The organism is Paenibacillus sp. XY044 (assembly GCF_002257645.1).
Classification (GTDB): domain Bacteria; phylum Bacillota; class Bacilli; order Paenibacillales; family Paenibacillaceae; genus Paenibacillus_AQ.
Map to the genome: position 1 here is coordinate 301201 of NZ_NQMO01000007.1, position 13752 is coordinate 314952.

General features: G+C 44.9%; 14 protein-coding genes and 1 pseudogene. 5 read left to right on the forward strand and 10 right to left on the reverse strand.

Annotation, left to right across the window (positions count from 1 at the left end):
- The 3 genes and pseudogenes from CJP46_RS25750 to CJP46_RS25760 form a co-directional block, all read right to left on the reverse strand.
- Entirely contained in the window at positions 1-1152 is a 1152-nt protein-coding gene (locus CJP46_RS25750; protein WP_094598498.1) for an enolase C-terminal domain-like protein, read from the reverse strand.
- A 54-nt stretch (positions 1153-1206) separates the two neighbouring features.
- Positions 1207-1287 (reverse strand): annotated as a pseudogene (locus CJP46_RS25755) (VOC family protein); the annotation flags it as partial.
- Positions 1288-1545: 258 nt separating this feature from the next.
- A complete protein-coding gene (locus CJP46_RS25760) occupies positions 1546-1932 on the reverse strand; it encodes a VOC family protein (RefSeq protein ID WP_094598499.1) in 387 nt (128 codons plus the stop codon).
- A 1392-nt stretch (positions 1933-3324) separates the two neighbouring features.
- On the opposite strand from CJP46_RS25760, the gene CJP46_RS25770 reads away from it, so the two are divergent.
- Genes CJP46_RS25770 through CJP46_RS25780 form a run of 3 tightly spaced genes read left to right on the forward strand, consistent with a single transcriptional unit; the run spans position 3325 to position 4982 of the window.
- Positions 3325-3732, forward strand: a complete 408-nt coding sequence (locus CJP46_RS25770; RefSeq protein WP_218831058.1) for a MarR family winged helix-turn-helix transcriptional regulator — start codon at positions 3325-3327, stop codon at positions 3730-3732.
- A gap of 15 nt (positions 3733-3747) precedes the next feature.
- On the forward strand, positions 3748-4143 hold the full coding sequence (locus tag CJP46_RS37655) for a DUF6220 domain-containing protein (protein ID WP_094598502.1): 396 nt from the start codon (positions 3748-3750) through the stop codon (positions 4141-4143).
- A gap of 23 nt (positions 4144-4166) precedes the next feature.
- On the forward strand, positions 4167-4982 hold the full coding sequence (locus CJP46_RS25780; RefSeq protein WP_094598503.1) for an alpha/beta hydrolase: 816 nt from the start codon (positions 4167-4169) through the stop codon (positions 4980-4982).
- A 213-nt stretch (positions 4983-5195) separates the two neighbouring features.
- On the opposite strand, the gene CJP46_RS25785 is transcribed toward CJP46_RS25780, so the two are convergent.
- The 3 genes from CJP46_RS25785 to CJP46_RS25795 all read right to left on the reverse strand — a co-directional run bounded on the left by CJP46_RS25785 (position 5196) and on the right by CJP46_RS25795 (position 6974).
- Positions 5196-5654 carry a DUF2269 family protein gene (locus CJP46_RS25785; protein WP_094598504.1) on the reverse strand — a complete coding sequence of 153 codons (459 nt, stop codon included), beginning with the start codon at positions 5652-5654 and terminating at the stop codon, positions 5196-5198.
- 13 nt (positions 5655-5667) lie between these two features.
- Complete coding sequence (locus CJP46_RS25790) at positions 5668-6396, reverse strand: NAD(P)-dependent oxidoreductase (RefSeq protein WP_094598505.1); 729 nt, start codon at positions 6394-6396, stop codon at positions 5668-5670.
- Positions 6397-6626: 230 nt separating this feature from the next.
- The gene (locus CJP46_RS25795) at positions 6627-6974 is read right to left on the reverse strand and encodes a winged helix-turn-helix transcriptional regulator (protein WP_094598506.1); all 348 of its coding nucleotides are present in this window, start codon (positions 6972-6974) and stop codon (positions 6627-6629) included.
- A 179-nt stretch (positions 6975-7153) separates the two neighbouring features.
- On the opposite strand from CJP46_RS25795, the gene CJP46_RS25800 reads away from it, so the two are divergent.
- Positions 7154-7363, forward strand: a complete 210-nt coding sequence (locus CJP46_RS25800) for a hypothetical protein (RefSeq protein ID WP_094598507.1) — start codon at positions 7154-7156, stop codon at positions 7361-7363.
- A 160-nt stretch (positions 7364-7523) separates the two neighbouring features.
- Here the strand turns inward: CJP46_RS25800 and CJP46_RS25805 are convergent, their stop codons facing one another.
- Positions 7524-8288: an alpha/beta fold hydrolase gene (locus CJP46_RS25805; RefSeq protein WP_094598508.1), complete on the reverse strand. Its 765-nt coding sequence runs from the start codon at positions 8286-8288 to the stop codon at positions 7524-7526.
- A 225-nt stretch (positions 8289-8513) separates the two neighbouring features.
- Entirely contained in the window at positions 8514-10442 is a 1929-nt protein-coding gene (locus CJP46_RS25810; protein ID WP_256992531.1) for a glutaminase domain-containing protein, read from the reverse strand.
- A 96-nt stretch (positions 10443-10538) separates the two neighbouring features.
- Here CJP46_RS25810 and CJP46_RS25815 point away from each other — a divergent pair, with 96 nt between their 5' ends.
- Positions 10539-11345: an AraC family transcriptional regulator gene (locus CJP46_RS25815; RefSeq protein WP_179281334.1), complete on the forward strand. Its 807-nt coding sequence runs from the start codon at positions 10539-10541 to the stop codon at positions 11343-11345.
- A 63-nt stretch (positions 11346-11408) separates the two neighbouring features.
- On the opposite strand, the gene CJP46_RS25820 is transcribed toward CJP46_RS25815, so the two are convergent.
- Both CJP46_RS25820 and CJP46_RS25825 read right to left on the reverse strand, forming a co-directional pair.
- Positions 11409-12179 carry an SDR family NAD(P)-dependent oxidoreductase gene (locus tag CJP46_RS25820; RefSeq protein WP_094598510.1) on the reverse strand — a complete coding sequence of 257 codons (771 nt, stop codon included), beginning with the start codon at positions 12177-12179 and terminating at the stop codon, positions 11409-11411.
- Between the two features lie 23 nt (positions 12180-12202).
- Positions 12203-13747, reverse strand: coding sequence for an extracellular solute-binding protein (locus tag CJP46_RS25825; RefSeq protein WP_094598511.1), 1545 nt, complete (start codon positions 13745-13747; stop codon positions 12203-12205).
- Between the last annotated feature and the right edge of the window lie 5 nt (positions 13748-13752).

Here is a 13752-nt window from a genome sequence, read left to right on the forward strand (position 1 = left end):
TTAAAGGGACCATCCGGATCGCTTTATAAAGGTTGTTACAAGTTCATCGTCGAAGGCGATTCCAAAACCCGGCGTAGCCGGAATATGAATCTCTCCGTTTTCGATTCGATAGCCTGATACATCCATTCCTTCAATGGTAATGTCGTCATATTCCACAAATTCGAAGTTCCGCACCGCAGCTGACAAATGTCCCGACGCGTAAATCCCATAAGCATTGCCGTAACAATGAGGCGCAGACCGCAAACCATGGGCATCCAACTTCTCGCCTAATTCCATCCAATGTGTGAAACCAGGCCAGATGATATCGTACTGCAGCACATCGACACGGCCGCGAGTCGCCCATTCAACAAGATGCGGTGAGGCAAGCCCTTCCCCATCCGCGATAAGCACATTCTGCCCACGTTGCCGGAGCCAATCCTTCAGGTCCTCGTACAAGGCTTCATCCTCGTGGAACGCTTCTTCCAGCCAATATAGGTTCACATCTGCCAAAGCCGCCAAAACCTCTTTGGTTAAGTTTAAATTATATGCATTATTCGCATCGATCATGATCTTGCCTGCGGGACCTGCCACTTCAGAGATCCCGCGTACGATCGCGATATCTCGTTTCGTCCCTTCCCAGAGCGGCATATGGCGTCCACCTCGGCCAACCTTAATCTTAAAATGTCGTTGGCCCTTCGCAATGCCTTGCATCGCTTCTTCTTGCATCAACGCGACTGCCGTCTTCTCATCGGACAGATGCAAATCGTCGAAGTATAGCGAGGTATCATAACAGGGGACAACTAGTGGAACTCCCCTTTCCAAGTGGTCACCCGCCACCAAGTCATACACGGGTTTGCCTAGTCTCTGACCTAACCAATCTAACACTGGATATTCCATTTGCAAGCGATACGCTTCGAGCAGTCTGCCCCGGTCATCAAATAAGTCAATCAATCGGCGACCTATTATTCCTTCGGCCCATTCCGGTGTTATATGAATCGAGCTGCCGTAACCAGTTTGTCCATCGATCGTAATTCTGGCGATATCCACTGCACAGCTTTTGCCATGAATGCCGATCCTGCCATTAGACCCCGCGCTTCTGGCTCGTTCTCCCGTTAACCTGGCGAATTCGATTTTTTCCACTTTCCAATCAGATTGTATACCAGTGATGATCATAGAAACCTCCTCCTTAACCGACTCGACGGTTATGTACTTGGAAATTTAACATCACTTCAACACTTCACTGTACCATTTTTTTATACCTTCAAGGTTCTTCGTTCTCTTAAATATTCCTCCGAAACCTTTTATCATCGTATCTGACTCCTATCTATCTTCAAATTTTTAGCTGTCCGATTACATTAGTTATTCGAGATATGAATTTAAGTTCCTTCCTCAATATCCTGCCGTTAGCGTAATGAACGTTACACATTTCTTTTAGCAGCTTTTCGCAATGCGATTTGCTTCGCATTCCTTATTTCTGTCACTTTCGAGTGCCTCTAATTCACCGGTTAGAGTGAGTTCTGGCCGATGAATTTAGAAGTAAGTTGCTGCTATCTCTTCTTTACACCATTAATCGCGGTTTGCTTTGTAAATTTCAATGATATTTTTATCTGGATCATAAAAATGCACAACTCGCGAACCCCAATCACTTCGATTATGAGGTTCATTAATAAATTCGACACCCTTATTTTTCAAGAGATCATAATACGCGTCAACATCCTTCACTTCAAACTGAATGATAAATTTTGCTTGCTGAATGAATGGTTCTGTTGGTTGATATTCTTCGAAGATGGCTTCTAACATTTTCTTTTGCGAATATAGAGCGATGTTTATTTCCTCAAAATATGCGTATTGCTGTTCATTATCATGCCACCCCTGAAAACCAAGGATGTCTCTGTAAAACGTAAGGCTTTCTTGAAAATTAACGACACATAATCTTATTGCATGAAATTCCATATTTATTCCCTCCAAATAGAAAGAATCAGGGTAGCATCTTCTCATATCGTCATGGGTTCTAAATTCTTAACATCAGCTCGTTCAATCTCGTGCATAGCGGAACAGTTCGCCTGTGGCGGCAAATAATCCTTCCTCTTCTTCATTTCATTTTATTTTAAGGAGCACTCTGCAGCTCCCGTGCCGTAACTCACACTCCATATGTGCCTTGCGCCCGTGATCACGGTTAATGATTCTATCGGATGAATAATTTCCATTGTATGACCTCTATTCATGAAAAGAACCTTCATTTTTTTGAAGGTTCTTTTGTTGCCGATTTATATACCTTTAGTCAATATAGGCTGTCTAACAAGATATAAATATGAATTTACTTCGATATATGGTTAGAGTGTTCTCAGTAAAGAGTAGGTATTGGAGGACATGAGACAGCGTTGATTAAACTTGAGTTAAATCCATAAAACGACCAATATACCCCATTCCATCGATAACCTGAAACTTCTCCATATTCAACCCGAGTTGGGTAAAACCAGAAGCTTTCCCCATTCCAAAGCCAGACATAAGTGTATTCAAACATGCAGTCAATGATATAAGAAACAGCTGGTTTTGGCGGGACGAAAGTTGGGGGCGGAGACTGTGGCGTAAAGGTCATTTTCATTTCACTCCCTATAAATGGTTAATTCGTTAAGTAACCGTCTAGATCAGCAGGATTGGTCGTCTTTTTTCTAGATATGATATGTAGGTGAACAACTAAATGAATGTGCAGATGCCTAATTGCTAAAGGGTTTACTCGCCACAAGTAAGCCAACGTGCCTCCCCCAACGACCTCTTATCCCTCCCCATTGGAATGTAGTAAAACGTATGTCATGAAATGGTTTAGGAGGCAACCGTCAGAAAGTGAACCCGTCAAGGGCTTGGATCCGTGAATTCAAGCGCCATAAATTCGTTGAAAATCGATTCACAAGTATTCGACACGAATATCCCTCCTCATCAACTCGCAAAAATACCCTGTTTGTGTGAAGCGTCTATTTTTTTCCTTAAAAGATAATCCCCCCTCTTCTTCGTAATCATAAACCTTAACCTTGCGAGAGAGTCAAGATCTAATGAACTCGGTACCTTATCCTATTTATCGAAATAACCCGTAAACAACCGCTGCATCATTAGCGGAGCTTTTTCAACAAGTTGGGGCTCGCCCTTTGCTCTTTAACTTTAGATATTGCTTCATTTATGCTATCTAATTCTTCTTTTAACACACTTATATTGTTGACTCAGGAAACAAAATGCATTATGATTTTATTGTTTCCCAATTCAACAATATTGAGGTGAACGATGTACACTGATGAAGAATTAAGCCGTATTTTTAATCGTGTTTCGGAAAGACATAACCTGCTCAAAAAGATGGAAGAGAAAAACTACAAGATCATGCACGATAACACGTTTATGGAAGTTCACTGCATCGAATTCATCGAGGAAATGCAGGATCCAAACGTGTCCAAATTGGCGAAAGCCTTTCAAGTCACGCGAGGCGCCATTAGCAAGGTGACAAAACGATTAATCGAGATCGGGGCGATCGAGAGCTACCGAAAGCCTGGTAATAAAAAGGAGATTTATTTCAAGCTTACGGATATCGGAAGAGAAATTTATCGGGAACATGAAGAGATGCATGAGATGAGAATCGAAAAAGACAGCGGGTTTTTCAGCCCTTTAAGTGAAGCCGAGAAGGAAGATATGATCCGTATGTTACACAAGATCTACGGTCAAATCGCTGAAGAGTTAAAAAAAATGGGATTGGACAATTACGTCTGATAAAGGGAGTTTAAAATGGATGGTATAAAAGTCAATCAAACAAAACCTAGATGGCTAATATTGTGCAGGGTGTCTTTCTCTCTTCTCTCCTGGATATTGATCATTTGTATCGTGGTACAAGTGTATCTGGCTGGGATGGCGTTGTTCGGCAATACGGAAGTATGGAAATGGCACCGAACATTCGTTCATATGTTTGAATACATTTCGGTCCTCCTATTTATTCTTGGCTTAATTGGGAAGGTTTCTTGGAAGATGACCTGGGGTAGTCTCGGTTTATTCCTCCTTTTTAATATTCAATACTACACGGCGCATGGAATCGCTGGCGCCCTGCACCCTGTTTTTGCGCTTGTCTTGTTTTGGGGAGCTCTTGCATTGGTGCGAAGTTCATATCCATTTTTGAAACGCAGATGACTTAAATACTGGAGGGATCTTTCATGGTAAGATCGGGATACGTAAAGACCGAGGGTGACGAACTCTACTACGAAATACGGGGAGGAGGTAAACCACTTCTCATGATTCCTGGAGGGAACGGGGATGCCGGGTTCTATACGTATGTTGCTGATATACTCGCTGACGAATACCAGGTAATCACATACGACCGCCGCGGCAATTCACGAAGTACCCGGAATGAGCCACAAAATTTCGAGGTTAGTCAACAGGCACGAGATGCAGTTGAGGTGCTGGAAGCACTTGGTCATCCATCGGCTTATGTTTTCGGTAATAGCGGAGGTGCCGTTTTCGCTATGGAAATGGCGGCAAGGTTTCCACAAGTGGTCAAAGCAATGGTGGTCCACGAACCGCCCATCATAAAACTGCTGCCAGATTCCGAGAAGTGGCTAAGGTTTTTTGCAAACGTTTATCGAACCTCATTCCAATTCGGTGTTAAAGCAGCCAGCTTCAGATTTAATTTATCCCTTTCTATTCCGTTCAGCGCCTTTAAGACCGTACCGAAAGATTATCAACAACGGGTAACAGAAGCGAACAATGAACACTTCTTTATTCGGCAAGAGATGATCCCCAGCATCAATTATATGCCCGATATCGAAAAGATTAAGCAAAACAAGGTGAAAATTGTTATGGCCGCAGGCAAGATGACGTTGGATAAAGGGAAATATTACGGACGAACCGTCCCCATTTTGGCTGAGCAGCTCGGCTGTGAAATGGTAACCTTTCCGGGACATCACATTTCCTTTTTTGATATGCCTCAGGAATGGGCGACAGCTTTGCGGGATTCCCTTCGTCGGATTTAAGAGCAGCCACCTTTTATTCTTCGTTACTTAATAAGGTTAAAATTAAACCTTATTTATGATCTCAGCGCGCAGACCTTATCATTGATAACTATAGTTAACAATATATGTTCTTGTCTTGGGCTTTTGACAAGAACATATATATCGTTAAAAACAAAAAAGCCGCAGCTATGCGGCTCTTTAACATGTATGTTCTTGTCGTCTCCATCAACATTTTTAAAATGGCTTAACCACCATAAGCACCAATATGGCAATCATCAGCAGTTGTGCCACCGTCTCGATGGGTACGATCTTTTTTAACAGCAGTCCGAATTCGGCGGGTATTTCATTAACTTGATCTTGACGTTCAGATATGATCTTTCTGATCTTTTTCAAACGCGGCTCGATCCATCCGTCGATCAGGACGACTATGAGCAGTGCTAAAAGAATGGATACATTCAGCCACATTTGGGATAACCCCATCTTGGCTATGATCATAAGCCCAACCCCGGTTAGAATAAGTCCGGTTCCGCCAATTTTAGTAATGATGGCCAGTTTGGTCGTTATACCTAAAACAAAGTGCAGCTGGCCGACAGTTCTAGCGGATCGCCGAATGATGGGCATCACGAAAGCGGGGCCAATAAAAGCGATCGAAGACAATATATGCAAAACGAGCAGTAATCCAAATAGACCCATGATCCTCTTCTCCTCAGCGCACCGGAATATTGCTTTGATAGGCTAGACCGACTCTTTTCCTTTTAAACGCTCCTTCGAGCTCAAGATGCTCCAACATACACGTTACGACATCGTCATAAGCAACATTTAGCTCTTGAAATCTGCCGAACAAGTGACCGGCTATTTCTGCCTCAGAAAGTTCCTTGATCGTCTCCGGCATCGGAACGGGTAAGATTTCCGTTGTTACATGTAAATGAGCCGAATCTGGCTGCTCTCTCGAATCCATCATGGTTCCCGGACACATCATGGTCCAGTCGAGCCCAGTCCGTTGCAGCCTTTCGAAATTCCGGTTGTGATTTTTATACTCAGGTGGGAAGCCAGGTAAATTGTTGCCGATATGATCAGTATAAGGAATATTCAGCAGGCCGGCTCCTCCCATGACCCATACCCGCCCATTGAAACTGGGCTCCAATTCACATTGGCTTATAATGTTATCGACGATACGAACAAACTCTTCCCCCTGCCCCGCATGGCCGGCCGCAATAATAGCGGCGTCTTGATTCGCAAGCGCCTCCCTGACGCTCACCGGGTCCATCATATCGTCCACGATTACCTTCACATGCTTTGCGGAATGCTCACCAAGCTGATCATAAAGCTTCTCAGAATTTCGTACAAATGCGGTCATTTCATGCCCCATTTTTATCCCTTGTGCCAACACTCTTTTCCCTGTATTCCCTGTCGCTCCAAAAACAATGATTTTCATTGTTCTTTCCTCCTCTTCATGGGTCCCAATTTTTGGTTAGCTCAAGCTTAGCATCGCTTCAAAAGGATGTTAAGAACCCACTTTAAAGTAGGCTACTTACTTAAAAGTAAGCATGTCGGAAAGGGATACCCTAATTCATTTATTTCAGGAGTGCGACTGTAGGTAAACAAAAAGCTGCCCGGAATCCCGTGGCAGCTTTTATTTGGAGTTGATTGAATTCGTGCACAAGTTCATTGAACCCGCTTTAATGACGCTGGTTCTTCATATTTCCGCTTATTATGATTCTCTCCCCAAGCACACATGACCTCCGCTACAGGAATCAATGTTTGGCCGTACTCACTAAGAGAATATTCTACTTTGGGAGGGACAGTAGGATAGACCTTTCGATCGACTACGCCTTCTCGTTCCAATTCTCGGAGATGTTGTGCAAGCATTTTTTGTGAAACATCTGGTATAAGCTTTTCCAGGTCGTTGAATCGCTTTGAGGATTCAATCAAATGCCATAAAATCATGGGCTTCCATTTACCACTTAAAACATGAATGAGTGTCTCAATTGGACATTCACGCTGATGAATCATTGATGAATCATCCCCTTACTTGGAAGTAAGTGCATTAACCAAAATGAACATAACAAAATTTTACAATAGCTCTGGAATCAAGTCAATCCTGGATCATCCGAATGACGCAGGATGTCCAAACATTCCTGCATCAAGAGGAATACCTTATGATATACCCTTAAAGTCAGGAGGCTGATTTGATGAGCCGGTTTCCGGATGTGGTCATTATCGTCAGAAGCAAGGAAAATTTCGCCAACATCGGCAAAGTTCGCATTATAGGAAGCGCATCCCCTTGCCGCAGTACTTTAAGAGTAGGTGCCCCCGTGAAGGATGCTGTACTCTGTCTGCTGAAACATGGTTTCGTTATTACGGAACAGAAAAATATCGGCGTATTTTTCCGTATTCGATGAACGGAGTCCGGCCTCCCGCAAGAGCATACTCATTTCCAGATTGCTCTAATAGGAGGCCCTTCCTTACTATCCTTATACTTGGTGTTCCTTTAGTTTCATCCTGGAGGTTTTGCACTTGGAAGAATCGTATATTCATAGGTTATAGCCGCGATACATAGCGTTACTGGTTAAGGGATAACTCGAAAAATTTTTTTAGATGATCGAGCAAAAACTGAGGTTGAGTAGAAATATACGAAACATGATCTCCAGGCACTACGATTAGGTTGGTGTGAAGCAGCTTAGCCATTTCATTGGCGTACTCTGGGCGAATAATATCATTGTCTCCATTGACTAGCAGGACGGGCGCAGTAATTTGTTGCAGCTGCGTCGGCTCAAGAAAATCCACTTTATTCGGGTTATTCGCCATTTCTGAGCCTTTGGCAATAAGTTTGGCCCAGTTTTCAGGATGGGGGGCTGCACGTTCGTATTCTTGCCGCATCTGTGATGGAAAAGCTTCGGCGGAAGCGTGTTTTATGCCTTCGGCTATGTAGGGAAAATAGCCGTCCAAACTATAAATGGTCGAGGCTAGTGCCAGCTTACGAACAAGGTGAGGGTTAGACTTCGCCAGATGGAGTGCGACGGTTCCACCAGCACTGTATCCAAACACATCCGCTTTCGTGATTCCTAATTGACTCAGAAGTTCAGCGGTATCACGACCCATTTGAGCAAAACTTAAGGGACGGTTAATGTCTGCAGTATGACCATGACCTTGCTGTTCGATTAAAACTACCTGACGGTGATGAGCTAACTCCGGTAATATCGGATCGAACATGCTGGCAGTCGCAAACTGGCCATGAAGCAAAATTAGGGGGTTACCACTCCCATGGATTTCATAATACATATTTAGTCCATTTACTTTCTCGTAACCACATTTTTTTTCACTCATAATTAAGCCTCCTTGCGTTGTCTTTGCAAGTAAGTCATTTCAAGTCTTCGACCTTCGGACGACTGGTATTTTCAATCGTATCACAATAAATGTTTCTAAGTTCTTTTGGATTGCTATCTTTAATGTTCGGTATTCTGCTTCCGCGGTGTCAAAAACACAGCAAATCCCCCCTTTATGCTCAAAGGGGGGATTTGATTATATCACCATCGTGATGCAAGTCGTTGACTATGATTGAAGCTTGCAAATCTCCTTATCCATAAGTAGCTTGATAAATAACCCGCCTTGTACCGATCTGTTCTGGAATCCGACCATCTTCGCATCGGTCGTCGAGTACCAATCGGTCATTGGAACGCGGCTCTCCGATCGATCGTATGCGAGCCATAAACGATCGACGATGGTATTGAAATCATCTTTGTCTTCGCAGAGCGCGGCACTCCACACGATCCAATCGGATTTGGTGTAGGTGTTGCGATTGTCCAGCATGAGGCCGTAGGGACCCGAATGCTTCTCGATATAGGCTTGCGTCTCCACTTTGAACGTATCTTCAGGGAATAAGTTCAGGCCGAAGATTTTATCCCAGATGGCATTATACTTCATGCTAAAAGAGCCGGGGCGATCGAATGCCAGACGGAACGTACCGCCTTCGTTCGCAGCCATCGTCTTCCATTGTTTCGCCATCGATCGGGCGAGTTCCATGAGCTCCTCAGCCTTTTCCTCGTTACCTGCCATGCGGTTCAAGATAGAGAAGCTGGCGATACCCATGATCGCTTTAAGCGACAAGTTGCAGTTATGGGCCAAGTGCCCTGCAAAATCGTCCGTACACAGCTGGTTATCCGGATCGATGCCGTTTTGGATCAAGTACTGACACCAAGTTTCAAGATGTCCCCAGTTTTCTTGCGCAAATGAAACATCCTGCTCTGTTATCGCGACAGCCGCAGCGCATATTAACATATTGCCGCATTCTTCGACCGGCATTTGCCAGCCGGGTGTCGTTCCGTTGCTGTATACTTGCCCATTCAAAAGCGGGTAGGTACCCACATCGTGGGGAGCAAAGTCAAAATGCCAAACATCAGTTGAAGCGTATTTGAAAATCGGCCGAAGCATCCCCTTCACCAATTCGGGATTATATATCAAAAATTGTGGTATGGAAGGGTAAGTCACATCAAGCGTGGCCGCACAGCCATTGCTGAAGTTCTCCTTGGAAATGAACAGAACTTCTCCATCCGGGCCCGCGACGATTTTATGCGCGGCAATAGCCTGCCGGTAAGCGAGGGATACCAGATCTGCATACTTTTCGCTTCCCGATGCCGAGGCGTCTTGATGCAATTTTTCTGCAAACCGTTCGCATTTCTTGTACAACGTGTCATATTCATTCAGCGCCTGCTTAATTGCCTCTTCGATCGTCTCTCCGTCTTTCCTCCAATAGGCATCCAGCTTTTGGTGAAAATATTCGATCGATTTGATATCATCATAGCCGACTGCAAAAAGCCCTTCTGCATTCTGTTCCGTATCCAGAACGATCGATAGCCCCATAGTATGATTTACTGTTCCGTAGAGGTTTGTATCTTCGGAAGCGCTTACTGAAGCGCCGCTATGATTTGATGCGAGATAGACGTACCCCCAGTTAATTCGAAGATCATCCCCGCTTCTGGTTAACGGATGCTGAATCCTGCTGCCCACCTTGCCGCAAGTAAATTCAGGTTCGCTCAGATCCGTATACACGGTCGGAAACTCGTATTTCAAGTTTTGGCATAACTCTCCATCTACACTGATGGCAACGGTGACGTCATGTTTTTTCCCGTCGTTCGACTCGGTTTTCACATGAATATAGGACACCGGTCTGGACATGAGCTTCAAATCATCCAACAACAGCGGGGTCGTGAACGTAACGGTTAACCGAATCTCATCGCTTGCAAACTCGTATTGGCTTGACAAAGCATGAACATCCAATTTGGTCTGCTCCATGAGCAAGCTATCCGGCTTAACGCCCATGAAAACATATTCTTTTCCGTCAACCAGCGCAGTTCCGGTCATCCGGTGAGGTTTACCCGTCCAATGCTTGGTGTCCGATTCATTGAGCTTGTCTGCCATTGACCAGATAGAAAAATACGGATCAACGGTAATCAGCGGTACAGCTGGTGCACGAAGATTCATTTGGATTCCTCCTATTAATGCGTTTCTTATGGTATAATTTATCATGTTCGTATACGTAATTTAATGGGATTTATCATTACAAATGTGAGGATTATCATGATGAACGAAATAATTCACAATTTTTGGCATCTCAATGATTCCACGCTTCCACTCAATGTTCTCATGTCGGGCATCTCGTACTGCGATAAGAATTACTGGATCGAACGACATGGAGAAAACCTGTATTCGTTCGAATATATCATCGAAGGCAGCGGCGTTCTAGAGATTAATTCCCAGACGTTGTATCCTCAGAAAAACGACGTTTACATCCTGACTAAAAATAGCGACCATCTCTATTATTCCAGCGAAGAGCAGCCCTGGGTCAAAATTTGGATTATCTTCAATGGCGATTTCGCCGAATCTTTATTCAAATCATATCTCCCCGAAAATACGTATCTCATCAAGGATTGCAACATTCTCTCATATATGAACGAAATCATCAGCCTTTCGTCGGCCACACATATTGACTACGCCGGCTTTATTGACGAAGTAGCCGTCCTTCTGCTTAAAATCGTCTTGCGCTTAAAGAACCATTTAAAACATAAAGCGCCGACCATGTCCGAGCAGATTAAGTCGTATCTGGACGGCAACATCGAGAATAGAGTTGATTTGGACGATCTGTGCGTACAACTCGGCTATTCGAAAAATCATATGATCAAGCTGTTTCGGGAAACTTACGGGATTACACCTTACGCCTATTTTCGCAAACACAAAATTGAATTGGCCGAGCAATATTTGCTGAATACCCACCTCAGCATTAATGAAATTTCAAACAAACTGAACTTCGCAGACCAGCATTATTTCTCCTCCGTCTTCAAATCCACCGTCGGCGTTTCCCCTTCAGAGTACCGGCAGAATAAATAATAAAAGGGTGTGGGCTGATGCAGCATACAATTCTTCGCTGATCACACACACCCTTTCCCTTCTTCAGTCTGCCTTTTGATACGCGGATCGTCCGCCGTCTACAATCAAAGAAGTTCCCGATATATAACTTGATTCATCGGAAGCGAGAAACAAGGCTGCCTGAGCGACATCCTCCGGCGTTCCAAAACGACCGACCGGGTGCGTTGCGAGCATCGCCTGCTCTTTATCCGCTCGATTTGGAAACTGATTCAGGAACTTTTCAGACATGGGTGTCCATATAAAGCCAGGACACAAATTATTCGCACGAATGCCCTGCGCCCCAAAGTCAACGCAAATGCCCAGCGTCATCGCTTGCATTCCCCCTTTGGCTGCATGATAAGGAAAGTGATTCTTCTGTGTCCGCATGGTATGCGTCGAAGACATGTTGACAATACTGCCTCCGCAGCCCTCGATCATGAGCGGAATCGCATTTTTACAGCAATACCACGCACCTCTCAGGTTTGTATTGATGATTCGCTCCCATTCCTCCTCGGATGCGTTTACGACATGACTCGTTCCTCTTACCCCCGCGTTATTGATCAAAGTATCCAATTGACCGAAATGTTCACGAACCGTTTCCAGCATGCATCGGACCTCCTCCTCACTACGCAGGTCCGCCTGCACAAATAATGCTGTACCGCCTGTTTCGGCAATTTCCGCCGCTACCCCAGCACCTTCTTCCGAAACATCGTTGATAATAACGGTTGCCCCTTCCTCTGCAAAACGTTGCGCAATGGCTCTGCCGATCCCTGCTCCGGCCCCGGTAATGAGCGCAACCTTATCCTTTAACCGCATGCCATGGTTCACCTGCCTTATGTTTATTTCCAATATTTTTTATAGATATCTAGCGCTTGGCTCAATCCCACTTTCTCCAAATCGCTCAAATAATCGTTCCACGCCTTGTCGCTATTTACATCAACAATCCCCATTACGGCTTTGGTCGCAAACTGATACGCAACATCCTTCAAGGCACTGACAAGTGTATTCATCGTCTGCTCTTCTTCTGCTGTCAAATGAACGCTGCGAGGGGTCACATTGTATACATCGCTCATGTTCTGCATCGCTTCCTGCTTCTTCAGGAATAGAGGATCACCTGCGAGTGCGGCATCACTCTGTTTCAAGATATAGTCGAAGCCATATTGCTCGGCCACCTTCTTGCGATTCAACCCATCCTTGTACCCAATGTTCCCGTCCGCTGTTTTCTCATAGGTTACACCTTCCAGTCCCATCGTATGGAACAACTGCCCTTCTTCCGTTGCGCTCCACTCGACATATTGAAACAGACTGTTCCGTTTCTCCGGCTCATCCGCCAGCTTGCTGCTGAACACAGGTCCGAAAGAAGCAAAGCTCATCGGCTTGAACTCTAATGCAGGCTGATCCGGGAAAGCGGAAGGCAAATAGCGGCTATACTCCCATTGTCCTCCCGGAATATCATTTAAGGCGTAGTTAGGGTCTACCGTATGGCTGGACCATTGGAAATCAACCAGCACTTTGCCTGTCAGCCGCTTCGCTTTCCATTGATCCTCTGTCAAGGTAGCGAATTCAGGCTCGATGAGCCCTTCTTCGTACAATTTCGCCAGAAAACTTAGCATATCACGCTGCTTATCTGTTGCAAGGCTATACACGACCTCGTTATTCATATCGGGATCCTGCCAGAATCCATTCTCGGGACTTGCCGGATTACGGAATGCCTGCCGGAAGCCGTCCATCAAATTAATAATGCCACCGTTCCCCGTTCCGCCTCGAACGCCAATCCCTACGGATTCGGGGTAAAGCTTTTTCAATTTCTTCAAGGCTTCATGCAGTTCATCCAGCGTTTTAGGGAATGTCGTCAATCCCGCTTTGTCAAATGAATCCTTGCGATAGATCCAAGTCTTCGGATCACTGACAACCTTGTTCGGCAGATAGTACAACTTCCCATTGACCGTGGAGAAATCGAGCATCATATTCCATTCGTCATCCGTGAACAGCTTGCGATAGTTCGGCAGCTGATCCATATAATCACTGATTGGAAGCAGATATCCGGAATTCGCCCACTTCGTCACACTGGTTGGATTGTTCATATTCGGAATAAAGTCCGGATAATCCCCCGAAGCGAACATGACGTTGTACTTCTCCACGCCAGCGGATAGCGGAATCGCCTGGTAATTCCAATCCATGTGGAACCTTTTCTCAACTTCCTCCACATAAAGGTTAGGAACTTTATTCGGTGCGTATTTCGACATGCTCGCGACCGTAATCGTGCTCTGTGATGCGACCTTTCCATCACGGTCCGCGCTCTTCTGCTGTGAGCATCCAGACATGACCAACGTACCTACCAGAATCACATGTAGCAGACCGATCGACCACTTCTTTTTCCCCATTGTTC

Coding starts and splice junctions, on each gene's coding strand:
- CJP46_RS25750 (WP_094598498.1), bottom strand. CDS start 1,152: ATGATCATCACTGGTATACAATCTGATTGGAAAGTGGAAAAAATCGAA.
- CJP46_RS25760 (WP_094598499.1), bottom strand. CDS start 1,932: ATGGAATTTCATGCAATAAGATTATGTGTCGTTAATTTTCAAGAAAGC.
- CJP46_RS25770 (WP_218831058.1), top strand. CDS start 3,325: ATGGAAGAGAAAAACTACAAGATCATGCACGATAACACGTTTATGGAA.
- CJP46_RS37655 (WP_094598502.1), top strand. CDS start 3,748: ATGGATGGTATAAAAGTCAATCAAACAAAACCTAGATGGCTAATATTG.
- CJP46_RS25780 (WP_094598503.1), top strand. CDS start 4,167: ATGGTAAGATCGGGATACGTAAAGACCGAGGGTGACGAACTCTACTAC.
- CJP46_RS25785 (WP_094598504.1), bottom strand. CDS start 5,654: ATGGGTCTATTTGGATTACTGCTCGTTTTGCATATATTGTCTTCGATC.
- CJP46_RS25790 (WP_094598505.1), bottom strand. CDS start 6,396: ATGAAAATCATTGTTTTTGGAGCGACAGGGAATACAGGGAAAAGAGTG.
- CJP46_RS25795 (WP_094598506.1), bottom strand. CDS start 6,974: ATGATTCATCAGCGTGAATGTCCAATTGAGACACTCATTCATGTTTTA.
- CJP46_RS25800 (WP_094598507.1), top strand. CDS start 7,154: ATGAGCCGGTTTCCGGATGTGGTCATTATCGTCAGAAGCAAGGAAAAT.
- CJP46_RS25805 (WP_094598508.1), bottom strand. CDS start 8,288: ATGAGTGAAAAAAAATGTGGTTACGAGAAAGTAAATGGACTAAATATG.
- CJP46_RS25810 (WP_256992531.1), bottom strand. CDS start 10,442: ATGAATCTTCGTGCACCAGCTGTACCGCTGATTACCGTTGATCCGTAT.
- CJP46_RS25815 (WP_179281334.1), top strand. CDS start 10,539: ATGATGAACGAAATAATTCACAATTTTTGGCATCTCAATGATTCCACG.
- CJP46_RS25820 (WP_094598510.1), bottom strand. CDS start 12,179: ATGCGGTTAAAGGATAAGGTTGCGCTCATTACCGGGGCCGGAGCAGGG.
- CJP46_RS25825 (WP_094598511.1), bottom strand. CDS start 13,747: ATGGGGAAAAAGAAGTGGTCGATCGGTCTGCTACATGTGATTCTGGTA.